Genomic DNA, 15,756 nt, shown 5'->3' on the forward strand with positions numbered 1-15,756 from the left:
GTTGAACGCGTGGACATATGGTGGCATGAAATTCGATCGAGGTGGGCTCGACCAACGTTTCATCGTATCATCTTTTTCAGTTGGAAAGCCCAGGTTACTCGAATTGCCTATTCATGAACGACACCAAAACACCGAAAATCTTTGTTACCCGCCGGCTGCCCGGCTTGCACTTGGACCGTTTGCGTGGGGTCGCCGACGTCACGGTTTGGCCCGATTCGATGCCTCCTTCTCGTGACGATCTGCTCGCCGGGGTGGCCCAGTGCGATGGGTTGCTGACCTTGTTGAGCGATCGAATCGACGCCAGTGTGATGGATGCAGCGGGGCCGAACCTGAAAGTGATTAGTAACTACGCGGTCGGTTACAACAATATCGATGTCGCCGCCGCCGGCGCGCGTGGCATCCGTGTGGGCAATACGCCCGACGTGTTGACCGACGCGACGGCTGATTTGGCGGTCACGTTACTGCTCGCGGCCGCACGGCGAGTCCGCGAAGCGGCCAACCAAGTTCAAACCGGCGGCTGGAAAACGTGGGAGCCGACCGGGTTGTTGGGAATCGAACCGGCGGGCAAGACACTTGGTGTGATCGGCATGGGTCGGATCGGCAAAGCGTTCGCCCGGCGGATGGTCGGCGGGTGGAACATGCCGCTGCTGTACACCTCCCGCACCGTCCAGGACGACGTCGATGAATCGCTGGGCGGTCGTCATGTGGATCTCGATGAACTGCTTGCCCAAAGCGATTTCATTTCCGTCCACGTGGCGTTGTGCGACGCGACGGCCGGTTTGCTCGACGCCGACGCGTTTTCCAGAATGAAGGATGGTGTGGTGATCGTGAATACGGCCCGTGGTGAAATCATCAACCAAGACGCGCTGCTAGACGGCTTGAATTCGCAAAAAGTGTTCGCCGCTGGTTTGGACGTGACGTCGCCAGAACCGTTGCCGCATGAGCACCCTCTTGTTCGCCACCCGCGCACGATCATCCTTCCGCATATCGGCAGCGCCACCGACCGCAGCCGCAACGCGATGGCTGAAATCGCCGTGGATAATGTCTTGCATGGACTCCGCGGCGAATCGCTGCGATGCGAGGTGAACCTTGCGTGATTGGCTTGCCTATCTGTTCGATGCCGTTCGACGACCTCGCGAAGAGTTGTCCCGCCGCCAACATCAACTCCGCTACATTTGGGACCTGGTGAATCACTGCGCTCAACAGTTGTCGGAACGCCGAGCCGAGGGCATGGCGGCCGAACTGACCTACCGTACGATCTTTTCGTTGATTCCGGTCGTCGTGCTGGGCTTGGTCATGTTTCGCGTCGTGGGCGGTTTGGAAGACGTTCAATCACGAGTCGAAGGACCGCTTTATTCGTTCTTCGGAGTGCCCGAAATCCCGACTGAGTACCTCAGCGAAGAAGTCATCGAAGAGGACGCCGCCGATGAACAAGCGATCCAACAAGACGCTACCAACGAGAGCAACCAAATGGTCGCCGATGCGGCCAAGCCCGACCCCGATCAACCGTTCCCCGATTCTCCGAGGTCGGTTCAAGAAGATGGAACCATTGACGGTGACGACAAGGTCGACAAGGAAGATATCGACGAAGTACTCGCCAAGACGGTGCAAGACAAAGCCGACGAGACGGCCACCGCGATCCGAGCCCGAGCCAGCATTCGCCGGACGCTCAGCCAAGCGACCTCGCAGATCGCCTCGCTGGATTTCGCGTCGATCGGTGTGGTCGGCTTGTTGCTGTTTCTCTATGCCGCAATCGCCCTCGCCGATTCGGTCGAACACCTCTTCAACATCATCTACGACGCCCCAAGCCAACGTCCGATTCACCTACGTTTGGCGATCCATTGGTCGATCATCACGTTGGGCAGCGGGTTGCTCGCCCTGAGCCTTTACATGTCCGGTCAAGTCATCGATTGGTTCGGCACGATCGGCGCGGGCCGTCAACCGTTGTGGTTCTTGCAGCACTTGTTGTCGTTGCTGGCCGGTTGGGTTTTGATGTTCTTGTTATTCGCGTTGATGCCCAACACGCACGTGTCGTTGCGAGCGGCCGCGATCGGCGCGGGCGTCGCGGCGGTGTTGTGGGAGTTCGCCAAGTACGGTTTTCAGATCTACGTCAGCAAAGCGGTTCCCTACTCGGCGCTCTACGGATCACTCGGTTTGATCCCACTGTTTTTGTTTTGGGTCTACGTGACTTGGTTGATCGTGTTGTTCGGCTTAACACTCACGCACACCTTGCAAACGATGCGAGGCAAACGATTGCGTCAAACGTTGCACGTTCGCGACGCCGGCCAATCGGGCGACCCGGATTGGATGTTGCCGATCATGACGGAGGTCGGACTCGCGTTTCGCGACGGACGCACGATCGGTCGGCAAGAACTCGCCGAGCGTTTAGGTCTGCCCGGTCGCATGATTCACGAAATGGAGAACCAATTGATCCAAGCGGGATGTTTGCGCCGCGTCACCGGCAGCGACGACGAACAAGATCATTTAACGCTCGCCAAACCGGCCGAAACCATTTTCATCCGCGACGTCTTGGCATTGGCGCACCGATGCCGCATCACGAACGACCACAAGGCCTGGAAAACACTCGCCAATCTCAAGCAAGCCGAACGCGAAGCGGCGGGCGATCGAACGTTGGCCGATGTGCTTTAACGTACACCGATCTCACGTTGATGGTTCGAGTTGCTCTACTTTGCTCATGGCCACCAGCGGCAAGACGTGGTGGCGATAACGGCCATCCTCGCTCTTGACCAATACCACCGCTGACATCGAGCTAACAGTGACCATTTCACGGTGAAAAATTTCGATTTGGTCGCCGCTGTTCATGGTGATTCGAACCGGTCCGGTACGAATCCACTCATTCAGTTCTTCTCTATCCACAATGGTCGCTCCTATTTGGGCACAAATAATGTTGATCGCATGGGCTCAAACTGAACGTCCGCAGGGGAGATGGTTCATCAACCTAGCAGCTTGTCCAGTTCCAATCGGATCAGCGTGTCGCTGATTTGGGTTTCTTTGGTTTGACCGGCGGTCAAGGTTGTTTGGGTTTGGTACCGCACTGCGTCAGAGTCGGAATAGCATTCGAGTTGGTTGTCAACCAAATTGACGATCCAGTATTCTTGGACGCCGGACGTCGCATAGATCGATGCCTTGGCTCGATCTTTGGCCAACGACGTGTCGGCCACTTCGATGACTAGTCGGCATTCCGAACCGTTCGGGTAACGTTCTCGGTAATCCGAGTTTTGCCCTTTCACAACCGCCAAGTCCGGCTCCGGTTCGCTTGACTCGGTCGTGATGGGAAGTTGGCATTGAAGCATATGGCCCACCAAGCAGAATGCTTGAAGCCACTGGTCGAGATATCGGACTGCGAAGCCATGAATGGGGCGTTGATTCATTTTTTCGACAATCCATCCCTCGAGCAATTCGACGCGGTCTTCCGGTTTCAGGACGCCCAGTTCGCCGAGTTGATGATATTGCTGCACCGAGAAACGGTGGATCGGCAACGGCATGGCGAGTTCCGATGCGAAAGAGGTCGCGGTGGACATGGAGTTCAAAGCTCAGCCGAGTGTTGAGAAAGTAACCTATCTACCATAGTCGCCATCCCGGTCGATTTCAATCGACCGACATGCCGCATGGCAATGGCTCAAGCCATATCATCCATGCCGTATGCTCTCAATCGGTCACGCAGTGTTCCGCGGTGGATACCAAGCATCTCGGCGGCTTTGGCTCGATTGCCGCCGGTGTGCTTTAAAACGACATTCAACAGAGTCGGCTCGACCGCCGCCAAGAATTCACCGTGCAGATTGATCGTATCGGCTTTCTCCGCGATCGCGATTTCCGCCCAAGTCGCGATGACTTTCTCGAGAGATTGGCTGGGTGATTCGGGTTCGGATACGCGTCCCGGTTTCGCAGTTGGAAAATCGGCGATCGTCAACGGTCGGCCTCGCGCGACGACGGCGGCGTGACCAATCGCGTTTCTCAGCTCGCGAACATTTCCGTGCCAAGGACGCGATTGAAGTTCATTGAGTAACGATTCATCCAGTCGATTTTCCACATAGCTCATCTGTTCGAGAAAATGTGCGCATAAGGGTCCTATGTCTTCGATACGTTCGCGCAGCGGCGGTAAGTGAATCTGCACGCCGGTAAGACGATGAAACAAGTCGTCACGAAACCGCCCCGAAGTGACCTCGGCGTGCAGGTCACTGTTGGTCGCCGCAAGCACCCGAACATCCGCTGTTCGCGGGCGGGTGTCCCCCACGCGACTGTATTGGCCTTGTTCGAGAACTCGCAACAACTTCACTTGCACCGCCAGCGGTAAGTCACCGATCTCGTCCAACAACACCGTGCCGCCCTCGGCCCGCTCGAACAGACCGGCTCGGTCGTCATTAGCCCCCGTGAACGCACCCTGGATGTGACCGAACAATTCACTTTCGATCAAATCCGGATTCAACGCCACCGGGGCGATCGGGATGTAAACCCGACCGGCTCGTTTGCTATGACGATGGATCGCTGCGGCGACCAATTCCTTACCGGTGCCTGTTTCTCCCGTGATGAGAACGGACAAATCGCTGTCGGCGACCAACGCGATTTGCCGAAACACCTTCTGCATCGGCGGCGAAACACCGACTAAGTCGCTCGAGCCGAGCGGCATCGGTGGTGTGGATTTGAGAACCGATCGTTGGGCGGACTTTTGCAATGTCAGGCGACATATCCGCAATGCATCATCAAGCTTGAACGGTTTAGTCAAATAATCGGTTGCGCCGTTCTTAACGGCCGCGACGGCCGTTTCGAGGTCGCCAAAAGCAGTGATGATGACAACGGGGGCATTGTCCGTCGCTTTCAAGAAACCGGGCAAAGCGGTGATGCCATCCTGTTTCGGCAACCGCACATCGAGAATCACCATCGAAAGCTCGTGCTGCCCGGCAAGTCGCAATCCCTCTTCGGCACTCGAGGCGGTCACAACATGATGTCCTTCACCTGAGAGCATCTTTTCAAGGGCCCAGCAAATCGATGGCTCGTCATCGACAACAAGAATGGTGTGTTGATTGGTCATCAGTAGTATTCTCGACGCTGTTGCGCAGGTGCCAATGAACAAAAGGCAAGCCGTTTGCCAAGCTTCAATCTTATGTTAGCGAAACGCTAAGATTGAAGCCTGATCAAGCACTAGACGAGTTTCGCCTCCAACTCAAAAATGGTTCGATTACTTTCACGCCGCCAACGGACCTCGCCCCCGAGCCGCTCGGCGGCACGACGAACCACCGACAACCCCAGTCCCATGCCTTCCGGTTTGGATGTGACAAACGGCTCGAACAGTTCCTCGGCAACACGATGATCGATTCCCGGGCCGTTGTCGCTAACCGTTAAACGGATCCTATGATCGCTTAACTTCGTCAGCGACACGTGGATTTCATCGCCGGCTTGCATGGCGTTATGGATCAGATTATTTGCGGCGGCCATCCAAGTCGGGCCGTCTTGCACCTGTTCGTTGTCGATCTGGTCATCGATGGTCCAACGAATGTTCACTCGCAAGTGACGGGCGGTCGGCGTCAAGCTTCCGCGAGCGTCGTCGAAACAAAGCCGAACTTTGGTAGGTCGATCCTCGTCTTGACGACCCGACGCGACCAACAGCAAGCGTCGCACGTAGTCTTCGGAGGCTTCGATTTGATGAATGGCTACCGCGATCGTTTCGTCGTCCCGAACGTCACACTGTTGAGCATGGAGTTCGACGGCCATTCTCGCGCCGGTGAGACTGTTGCGAAGCTGGTGAGCCATCCCGCCGGCGATCTGGTGCAAGAGTTTTTCACTTTGTTGACGGTTGACCCGTTTCCAAAGTTGACTCAACTGCGAGGCCATTGCGTCGACCGCTCCGCCCAAACGACCGATCTCGTCATCGACTTGATCGGACACCGTGGATTCGAAGTCTCCACCAGCGACCCGTTGCACGCGTTGTTGCAATCGGCCGACGCGACCTGCGATACGCGATGTCAAGATCAATGAGATGCTACTGAGAGCCAAGATGGTCGACAGCCCCGTGACCATCGGCAGGATCGCGGCCCGGCGGCGACTGGCGTCGATCTGGCGATTGTCAAACAAAACCTCGACTTCGGTGACACGATCCTGGCGTTGTGATCCGTTGCGAATCGGGAATCGGAATATGCGATAGGCATCGCGTTTGGAACCATCCGGTTCGATGGTGCTGTGGGTCACCCTTCCGGACGCGTCGAGTCCGATAAGCTGAGTCTGCGTCAGATCGGCGAGCAGTTCAAATACCGTCGGATTCAACGGAAAGGTCGACGTGGACAGCGATTGTTCAATTCCCGCAAACCGCTTCTGCAATTCCTCATCGGCCCATCGATCGCCGAGCCAATACGATGCGACCGCGACCAAGACCGCCGAAAACAAGGCAGCAGTCACCATCGGGGCCAACAGCCGAAATCGAAGCGAGCGAAAATGAGTTAGCGTTTCCACTTGGACAGTATAGGTCAATTCGATCGGCGGCATTTCCGTCGCGATCGGCGGTTTTTTCATCTGCCCCCGTAAGTGGTCACGCAACTCTGAGCTGTTTCGGCATCCTCCGTTATCTGCACGGCGGAATGATGATTGTGCAAGAGATATCGTTTTTATCAATTCTTCCGATGGAATTACCTTCATTACTACGGTTTGAAAGTGACGAAAACTTGACTGCTTGCAGGAATGACGAAGACTTCGGCTCCCGATATACCTTTCATCACTGTCTGTTTCCCCCAATCAGGTTTGAGTAATGCTAACTCTGAAATCAAAATCCAATGATCGCGTAGATTCGCTCAACGAAGAAATCCATTCGCTCAGGCAAGAACTTCAAGAAGAGCAGCAAAAAAGACGAAACCTCAATCAAGTTTTTGAATCCATTCAAAGCTCACAAGCGGTGATTGAGTTCGAGCCCGACGGTACGATCATTCATGCGAACGAGAATTTTCTGCGAGCGGTCGGATACACATTGGACGAGATCGCGGGACGACATCATCGAATGTTTGTTGATGAGACCTACGCTCGTTCACCGGGGTATCAAACATTCTGGACAGAATTAAAGAATGGCCAATTCAAAAGCTCTGAATATAAACGTTTCGGAAAGGGCGGCCGTGAAATTTGGTTGCAAGCAATCTACACCCCCGTTCTTGACGAATCCGGTACCGTGCAGAGAGTGATCAAACTCGCTAACGACATCACTCAAGTTAAGCATCACGAACAGGAAATTCGCGATCGCACGCAGGCAGTGATTGAGTTTACACCCAACGGCACCATCATCGACGCGAATTCGATGTTTCTAACCACGATCGGCTATTCGATCGATCAAATTCGCGGGCAGCATCACTCGATGTTCATGCCCAAGGGTGAAGCAACCACGCCCGAATACAGAAAGTTTTGGGAAGACCTTGCAAACGGCACGTTCCATCAGGGTGAGTTTCGCCGGATCGATAGTCGAGGAAATGAACTCTGGTTGTATGGCGCCTACAGCCCGAGCTTCGATCTGAATGGAAACGTTGTCGGCGTAATCAAACGTGTCAGTAACATCACCGATCAAGTTAACTCAAAACGGCAAGCTCGTGAGGCAGGCGGCTCGGTCGCCATGGGCGTACGGGAAATGTCGCAAGCCATTAGTGAGATCTCCGAACGAATCACTCGAACAGCCACTCTCGCTCGCGACTCGGAGTGCTTGTCATCGCGGACTGCCGACGAAGTCAAAAACCTCGCCGAAAGTAGTCGTTGTATCAGCAAAGTAGTTGACTTGATTCAGGACCTAGCCGATCAAACCAATCTACTTGCTCTCAACGCGACGATCGAAGCCGCTCGTGCAGGCGAAGCAGGACGTGGCTTCAGCGTCGTCGCTACCGAGGTCAAGGCTCTCGCGAATCAAACGGGCGTCGCCACGAACGATATTCGGAAAAGCGTCGAGGCGATACAATTCAACGTCGATACTGTCGTTAAGGGCATTGACGCGATTAGCAACGGGATCTCCGAGGTCAGCGCCAATACCGATAGCGTCGCTTCGTCGGTGGAAGAGCAATCGATCGTCATGACCGGGCTCAGCTCGAGTGCAGAACTGCTACTTGCAATGCACTAAGCATCCAAACAGACGTTTTGCAACCGTTCACGGCCTTCGGCCTTGAACGGTTACCGTTAATCTCAAGCCTACTCGTGCTCGATCGACGCCCGGTTTCGAGCACAAGCTCCGTTTTATTGAGCACGAGTACGAGGCAGAGAATGCGTACTGGCGAAAAGTCAGTCATGGCTCTGGGTGCTTTTCGCTGGCCCATGCCTTTCGCAAAGACCGCTCAGACGATCAAGCTTGGCGATGACTCGCCAGCGAGCTCGGCTGAAATCGATACCTGAAGGAAATCGAACACACTGCGATTTTGCTTCTTGCAGGTTCCAATCATCGTCCTCATGCGTTCGTGATCACGCATGCCTGCTTCACTCCGAATGCCTTGATCGGCTTGTCTTAAGCATCCATAGCCGGACAATATAGAATCCGGCTTCGCGAATCACGAGCGATTTCGTCTTTGAGGCGATCGGTGCCATCGAAACGACTCGAAAGCTCAGATTAGGTTTAAGAAAAAGATTATGACTAAGAATGCTCGTTTACGGCCAAAGGCCGTGAACGGCTACGAAGTTCTCGGGCTAAACTCGCGTCGCAGCATCTCTCCGAGACGCTGAACGCTACGAGTTGCGGCACATCACATAGATCGCAGGGGCTGCAAACCAGCAGATTTCGGGTCGCGTTACCAATGGCAAAACAGGAGCCACCCGGCCGTCGCGATACTTGAATCGCAAGTAATCTTGAGTCACCCAGTGGCGAGAGTCAAAATGTTTCGCCAACATGCCGTCCAGCTCAGATCGACTGAAACCGGCGTGCGCTCCGAGCTCGTTTCGGAATTTCCCCGTCAATCGGTCCTTCCAATCGCGAAGGTTGTCTTTGACTTTATTGAATACCGTCGCATCCCACTCGGACTGTTGATGAGCGCCGATCGAACTCAACAGACGGTGTCGATTGGGCGTACCGATGAACAGCCATCCTTCGGGCTTGAGCACACGTGAAAGCTCGTCCAAGCTTGCAACCGGATCATCGACATGTTCGATCACGTGGTGGTAAAAAATCGCGTCGAACGATTCGTCGGCAAACGGAAGATCGCAAACACTTCCGACGTCGAACCGAACGGGACTCGTTTCCTTGAGTTCGTCGCCAACATAGTCTTCAATGTCGACTGCGTCCACTTCGGCATCCAGCTCCGCCTGAATCGCGGTAGCCTCATGGCCGGCACCACAACCGGCGACAAGGACTTTCTTTGAATATTGATCATGCCATCCCTCTTGAGCGAGCAGATTACAGAAAAAACCGGCTCCGGCATGGCTGCGAATCGAGTTTTGTGGGTTGAGTTTGTCGCAGTCGACAGGATCTAACGTCAGCATGAGCGGTCTCGAAAGTGGGGCGAGCTTTTAGATAGCAATGCTTGAAAGCTACTTTTGATTTCAGCTCGACGAGTTTTCCACCTTCTCTTTTGGAGATGTCGCTAATGATTTGTGGTCGCGACCGTGGGGTTTGTTCCGTCAATGACGATTGTCCGATCTATGATTGTCTGGCCATCGCCCCCAGCCCACCATTCCAACGAGCCTAATGATCTAGCGGGAAATGCCGGTTAAAGATCAGCAATTTCCTTAAGCAGGCGGACGTTATCGAAGCGAAGTAGACGGCGTCGAGTAGGGGTATGGCTGCGGCGTCCCTTCCACAACGAGGTAGTCTTTACCAGGATCGAGACCATGGTATCGGTTGACCTGCCCCGACGGCCATCGGATCGTGACGTCGTGGGCGGTCGAGCCCACCGAAAACCCACCGATGCTAATCCGCTTTTGATTCGTACCCATGTAGCCATCGCCAGCGGTCAATTGACGGTAGACGTTTTTTCCATCGACGGTCGTCATGATCTCTGCACCGACCGCATCGCGGTGGCTGCCAGTTCCCTGCAGCATCAGGTTGATCGTTGCAGACGGCTTGTCGACTGGCCGCCCGGTTTGGTTGATCAGAAGTGCTGTTTCTTCGGAAAGCTGGGTCACGAGCACGTCGATGAGGCCGTCACGATTCGCGTCGAGGGTAATCAAAGATCGCCCCAGGTGGCCTTGACGGAAATAGTCACCCAGCATGTCCCGGGACATCTCTCGCCATTGGTGGTCGCCTCCACGATAAAACAATTGAGCCGGCATTCGATACGGTACATCATCGCGTCCCAAGTCGCTGATGTGCCCGTTGGCTACGATCAGTTCATGACTACCATCGTTATCAAGATCGACGAACTGCGTTCCGAACCCGAGCCATTTCATGGACGGTGCCGCCAAACCGACCCGGTGCGAACGATCACTCCAATAGCCGTTGGGAGAGCGTTCGTAAAAAGTGTTGTGCTCATCGGAAAAATGCGTGACGAACAGATCCAAATCGCCGTCGTCGTCCGCATCCGCAGCAGCAATCCCCATGGATGCTTGCGAGAGCGACTGGCCACTTACGGCGACACCGCAAAGGGTGCCGACTTCATCCAATTCAAATACTGAACCTGAATGATCCGACGACCACAAGTGATTCGCCGTCATGTCATTGGCAACGTAGACGTCGATCCCAGGTCGATTGTCCAACTGACCGACGACGAGGCCTAAACCACGGCCGGGTTGATCCGATTTCATCCAATCATCGGTGGCATCCATAAAGCTCCCGTCGCCCCGACCGACCCAGACTCGATCCGTTTGTGACGGAAAATCCAGCGGAGTGCAATGCGACACATCACCGGTCGTTCGATCTCGGCATGGATGCATATGAAACTGAGATCCGCCGCAGTAATTCACTTCGAAGAGGTCCGCGATCGAATCGCCATTAATATCAGCGATGGCCGACGAACACGTCCAAAACTGCCCCGATAGCCCGACTTGATCGGTCACGTTGGTGAACGTGCCGTCGCCGTTGTTACGGAATAATTGATTGACGCCGATGGTCGACACAAACAGGTCTGGAAAACCATCGCTGTTGTAATCCCCGGTTGTCATGCCATGCGAGAAATGTTGGCAGTCGAAACCCGCCATCGACGCGACCTCATCGAAGTATCCGTCTTGGTTTCGATAGATCTGATCGGAATTGGAATCTTCTTGAAACGGATGTCCGGTTTGCACTGCCAACGCCAGATCCGGCCACCCGTCCAAATCAAAATCGATCGTGGCTGCTCCACCACCGAGACTTCGATAAACCCAGTGCATATCACGATCAGATAAGGAAGGTGCGGTGCTGTGATGGAGGCCAAGCCGCGACGCGTGATCTTCCAGAACATAGCAAGCTATCTCATCTTGCTCCACGCTTTGTGATACCTCGTGCTTGGTCGATTCCCACGTGATGCCGGCGATGTCAGCAAGTCGAACAAAGTCGCCTACGCTCGAACCGGGCAACCGCCAAGGCGTATCGGTCCGAATCTTCGATCGAATTGCTAGGTACTGTTTTTGAAGTTCAAGCGAACGATCTTGCGGTAAAGTAAGCGCGAGTCGTGCCCACGCTTCAGCTTCCCAGATACGTCCTAGGTCGTGCATCACCTTGGCAACCTCGGTGGCGGCCGATTGAGACTGACCACTGCGTTCAAAGAGTGTTTTGGTGGCGTCGTGCAGTTGCGTCAGTTTCCCGATCCGCTGATAAACCAGTTTGGCTTCCGCATCGCGTTGTAGCTTGGACAACGAATGAGCCAGTTGCCTCAGCGTATCGGAATGACTTTCATTTCCCAGGCGGATCGATTTCAAAAAAGCGCGAGCAGCCAGAAGTGAATCGTCACCTCGATCCGCCCACATTCCCGCTATCATCCAGAAATCCGGTGAAGTGTCGGCCCCGGCGGGCGGCCGTTTTTGCCACCGCTCGAACGCCTCGATATCGTTGAGTTCCAATAAGGCACGACCATACAAACAGTACGCGGGCACAAATTGATCATGTTGTTCTACGACCGTCTCGAGCCGGCTAGCGACCTGCCGCCAATTCCATTTCATCGCATCCAGTTTCGCCAATCCGTACTGGGCTCGTTGGTCCTCCGGGCACCGTCGCAGCACTTCTTCGCACAGCTCTTGATCCGGCTGAACAAACTCCGGATGCGACAAAACGGTGAGTCCTTCGGGATGGCCCTGCTGATGCATCACCAACCATTTCAGATGTTCGACGGCAACCCGCTCGAGCCCGAGCATCGACGCCAACCCCGCCAGCGAACTTCGTTGTTGGACAAGCTGAGGATGACGAATCAGACATTCTTGCTGTAGATCGACAACTTCAAACGGTTTTCCCGCGATCATGAGATGACGACAGAGTTTATCGATCAATTCGGGACGAAAATGATCGCCTTGATCGACGATCTCGCGGTAAAACCCGATGGCGTCTTCGCAACGGCCGCGACGCGAGGCGAGATCACCGAGACGTTCCAACGCGTCGTAGTTCTGCGGGTCTTCGATCACCACCTCGCGGAGTCGCGATTCGGCGGTTGCCCAGTCACCCATTCGGATCGCCCGCTCGGCCAAGTTCCAATGATTCGTTCTCGACGTTTCCTTTGCGGGCGTTTGCGGTGTGGAGGATGGACGACATCCTGTCGAAGTCAAAATGATCGCCAATGCCAGCGATGAACAAACGGCCGGCAAAATAACACTCAAAACGAATCGAGATGACGCGGTTCTCATCGGTGGCTCGAATATAGAAATGCCGCGCCTTCGCCTTGGACCAACAAATACTCACCGCCCGCTTGGAGTTCACCAAACGATTCGCTCTGACCACCACCCCACTGAACGCTGACTCGATTGGGTCCTGTCGATCGCCCCAATCCAAAATGAAGCGTTTGTTGGGGCGAACAATGAAACCCTGCTCCCCCGATCAACTGAGAACGATAGACGCGCCCTTCGACTTCGACAGAGACGATCGAGCCGAACGCGTCGGCACGTCCGCCCTTATTCTTCAAATGAAGTGTGATCGCTCGGTGAGGGGTCGGCGTGCGATTGGCAAGCAATGCGACCGGATCGAACAGATGCGTCACCACGAGATCGGTCAATCCGTCACGATTGAAATCGATGTTCACCAAGCTACGGCCCAGTCGATCGGATTCAAAATAGGGTCCCAAACTCTCCGCGTCGAGCAACGTCAAAACACCTTCTTCGGATCGCTGAAACATTTGAGGCGGCATTCGATAGGCATCACCGACATGATCGAAGTCGTCTACATGCCCGTTGGCAATCATCAATTCCAATGAACCCGAGTTATCAGCATCCAACCATTGCGTTCCAAAACCAAGCATCGGAACCGAAGGAACCGCCAAGCCGACCATGTTGGCCCGGTCGACCCATTGGCCCTGTGCGACTTGTTCGTAAAAGGCGTTAGGTTCACCGGCATGGTTGGTCAAAAAAAAGTCGATATCACCGTCAGCATCCGGGTCGGCGACGGCAATGCCCATCGAAGCTTGAGCCAGTGAACGGGCACCAACGGCAAGACCTCGAACGGAAGCCTGTTCTCGCAATCGAAAGAGCCCGTCTGAATCGACCGCCGACGACCAAAAGTGATTCGCCGACATGTCGTTGGCGACATAGATATCGATGCCGTGAGCCTCATCGAATTGCCCCGCCGCGATAGCGAGCCCGCAACTCGGATCATGTTCGCCCAGCCAATGTTCGCTAACGTTCTCGAACGAGCCATCGGGGCGCCCCTGCCATACTCGATCGCGTTGAGCTGTGAAAGTCAGTGGTGAACACGAACGGGTCCTACCATCGCGGATGCAGGGTTGGTCAAACGCCTCGTCGCCGGCGCAGTAACCCACATCGAAGATGTCCGTTTGCCCATCGTCATTGATATCCAGCATGGCGACCGATGTCGTCCACTGCGGGCCGATTAGCCCCGTCTGTTCGGTAATGTCCACAAACGTCCCGTCGCCATTATTGCGATACAATCGATTCTGGCCGATGTTGGCGACAAGAAGATCGGGAAAGCCGTCCGCGTTGCAATCGGCAACGGCGACACCTTGGGCAAATCCAGCGTCACCGACACCTGTCGAAGTGGTGACGTTGCGAAAACTTCCGTCTAGATTGCGGAAATATTGGTTCGGACCCGAGTTGTCTTGTAGAGGGTCACCATTCATCGTCGTCAAATAGAGATCCGGCCACCCGTCAAGATCGCCATCCAATACCCCCGCTCCTCCGGAGATGGATTGATAGATCCAAAGCCCAGACTCTTCGCCGGGTGGTTTGTTGATCGCGCATCGATGTTTCAATCCTCGATCGAAAGCTTCGTCCTGAAATCGGATCGTCGATCCAACCACCTGGTCGGCCGCTCTTGCGGACTGATTGATTTCGATCAGCGGGTTCTTCGTTGGTCTGGTTTGGGTTGGCCACTTCGGATTGCCAAGGTGAATCTTGTTGACATGCCGAGTAAGTAGAAACTCAGGTCGCTGCCACGGTGTGGTGCCGGTGAGGCTAGAACGAATCGAGAGATAGCACTGCTCCAGTTGGGGATCGACTTCAGCGGCGATCGCCGCACCGGCACGAAGCCACGCGGCGGCTTCCCACGATCGACCCATGGAATCGAGTAGTCGGGCGATCTGGACGAAGCGTTGCTGTGATCGAAAACTGCTGGCTGCCAAACCGTCGATCGCGCGACGAAGTTGAGTCATGTGCTCGATCCGCGAGGCGATCTGCGCATGGGCGTCTGATTGATGATGCTGTTCGGCCAAACATCCCGCGAGTCGGCCGAGTGCTTCGGTATCAAACTCGTCGAGAACGATCGCATTCCAGTAGACCTGGGCCGCCGCTTCTGCATTGCCGAGTCGTTCGAATTGGCCCCCAAGAGCGAGCCAATACTGCGATTCTTGTTCGATCCCCGCCGGCAATCGTTCCTGCCATGCTTGCAGGCGAACTTGGTCCGCCAATTCGACGAGTGCGCGTCCGTATAACGCGGTCGCCGTTGTTCCAGCCTGGGACAATGCGATGACCGGTCTGAGTCGGCTCTCGACGCTTGCCCAGCGATTGAAGTGAGCGTCGAGTTTGGCGAGTGGAAGTTGAACCCGATGTTCGGCGGGATGCTGCTGAAGGACCGCTTGGCACATCGCTTCATCCACCTGCGGCCGGGACAAGTCCGCAAGGATCATGAGTTCGCCGATTCCACCGTGTCCCCGTTGCACCAACCAACGTAAGTGCTCGGCGGCCTCGCGTTCTTGTCCTAGGTGGGCAAGCAATCCGGCAAGGTCGGATCGTGCCGGTTGAGATTGGGGATAGTCACGGACCATGTCTCGTAATCCCTCCAAAGCCTCAAACGGTCGGTTCCTCGACATCCAAGTGCGTGCCAACTTGTCCAGCAACTCGCGCGAGGGTTTAGACGTTCGATGCGTCAATGAGATCGCGGTTTGGTAAGACTCCGTGGCAACATCCGGTTCACCCGTTTGGCGAAAAATATCTCCTGCCAATTCGAACACTTCCGACGACTCAGGGCGTTGAATCATCGCTTGTCGAATCGAATTCGTCGCCTGACGCCAGTCTTTGCGGGAATAGGCCGCACGGGCCATCTCCCATTCGTCATCGTCACCGAGCAAACTCGACGGATTCGATGATGTTTGGTCTGAAATGGATCGGCCGTGATTCGGATGATCTGGGCCACATCCGACCGTGATCAATCCGATCACAAGAACCAACCAATGCCTCATCGCTATCATGCCTGCGGCATGAATGAATCGTTGGCAACGTTTCATC

The 15,756-nt window shown here is 55.1% G+C and carries 10 protein-coding genes; 3 read left to right on the forward strand and 7 right to left on the reverse strand.

All coding sequences use genetic code 11. The features are described 5' to 3' along the window. Positions 1–113: 113 nt before the first annotated feature. Positions 114–1,097 (forward strand): 2-hydroxyacid dehydrogenase, encoded by a 984-nt coding sequence (locus tag Pla100_RS20310; RefSeq protein WP_146579542.1) that lies wholly within the window; start codon positions 114–116, stop codon positions 1,095–1,097. After that, the gene (locus Pla100_RS20315; RefSeq protein ID WP_146579544.1) at positions 1,090–2,649 is read left to right on the forward strand and encodes a YihY/virulence factor BrkB family protein; all 1,560 of its coding nucleotides are present in this window, start codon (positions 1,090–1,092) and stop codon (positions 2,647–2,649) included. Before Pla100_RS20310 ends, Pla100_RS20315 begins: the two co-directional genes overlap by 8 nt. Before the next feature lie 12 nt (positions 2,650–2,661). On the opposite strand, the gene Pla100_RS20320 is transcribed toward Pla100_RS20315, so the two are convergent. The 4 genes from Pla100_RS20320 to Pla100_RS20335 all read right to left on the reverse strand — a co-directional run bounded on the left by Pla100_RS20320 (position 2,662) and on the right by Pla100_RS20335 (position 6,525). Further along, positions 2,662–2,877 (reverse strand): hypothetical protein, encoded by a 216-nt coding sequence (locus Pla100_RS20320; RefSeq protein ID WP_146579546.1) that lies wholly within the window; start codon positions 2,875–2,877, stop codon positions 2,662–2,664. A gap of 77 nt (positions 2,878–2,954) precedes the next feature. Next, positions 2,955–3,542 carry a Uma2 family endonuclease gene (locus Pla100_RS20325; protein ID WP_146579548.1) on the reverse strand — a complete coding sequence of 196 codons (588 nt, stop codon included), beginning with the start codon at positions 3,540–3,542 and terminating at the stop codon, positions 2,955–2,957. 98 nt (positions 3,543–3,640) lie between these two features. Further along, the gene (locus tag Pla100_RS20330) at positions 3,641–5,050 is read right to left on the reverse strand and encodes a sigma-54-dependent transcriptional regulator (RefSeq protein WP_146579550.1); all 1,410 of its coding nucleotides are present in this window, start codon (positions 5,048–5,050) and stop codon (positions 3,641–3,643) included. 110 nt (positions 5,051–5,160) lie between these two features. After that, complete coding sequence (locus tag Pla100_RS20335) at positions 5,161–6,525, reverse strand: sensor histidine kinase (RefSeq protein ID WP_231603283.1); 1,365 nt, start codon at positions 6,523–6,525, stop codon at positions 5,161–5,163. Positions 6,526–6,757: 232 nt separating this feature from the next. On the opposite strand from Pla100_RS20335, the gene Pla100_RS32305 reads away from it, so the two are divergent. Continuing rightward, on the forward strand, positions 6,758–8,098 hold the full coding sequence (locus tag Pla100_RS32305; RefSeq protein WP_146579552.1) for a methyl-accepting chemotaxis protein: 1,341 nt from the start codon (positions 6,758–6,760) through the stop codon (positions 8,096–8,098). A gap of 596 nt (positions 8,099–8,694) precedes the next feature. On the opposite strand, the gene Pla100_RS20345 is transcribed toward Pla100_RS32305, so the two are convergent. The 3 genes from Pla100_RS20345 to Pla100_RS20355 all read right to left on the reverse strand — a co-directional run bounded on the left by Pla100_RS20345 (position 8,695) and on the right by Pla100_RS20355 (position 15,755). After that, on the reverse strand, positions 8,695–9,444 hold the full coding sequence (locus Pla100_RS20345) for a class I SAM-dependent methyltransferase (RefSeq protein WP_146579554.1): 750 nt from the start codon (positions 9,442–9,444) through the stop codon (positions 8,695–8,697). Between the two features lie 261 nt (positions 9,445–9,705). Then, a complete protein-coding gene (locus Pla100_RS20350; protein WP_146579556.1) occupies positions 9,706–12,711 on the reverse strand; it encodes an FG-GAP-like repeat-containing protein in 3,006 nt (1,001 codons plus the stop codon). After that, complete coding sequence (locus Pla100_RS20355; protein WP_146579558.1) at positions 12,708–15,755, reverse strand: CRTAC1 family protein; 3,048 nt, start codon at positions 15,753–15,755, stop codon at positions 12,708–12,710. The genes Pla100_RS20350 and Pla100_RS20355 overlap by 4 nt, the downstream gene beginning before the upstream one ends. Position 15,756: the final 1 nt, after the last annotated feature.

The sequence above is a fragment of the Neorhodopirellula pilleata genome (assembly GCF_007859915.1).
GTDB lineage: Bacteria > Planctomycetota > Planctomycetia > Pirellulales > Pirellulaceae > Rhodopirellula > Rhodopirellula pilleata.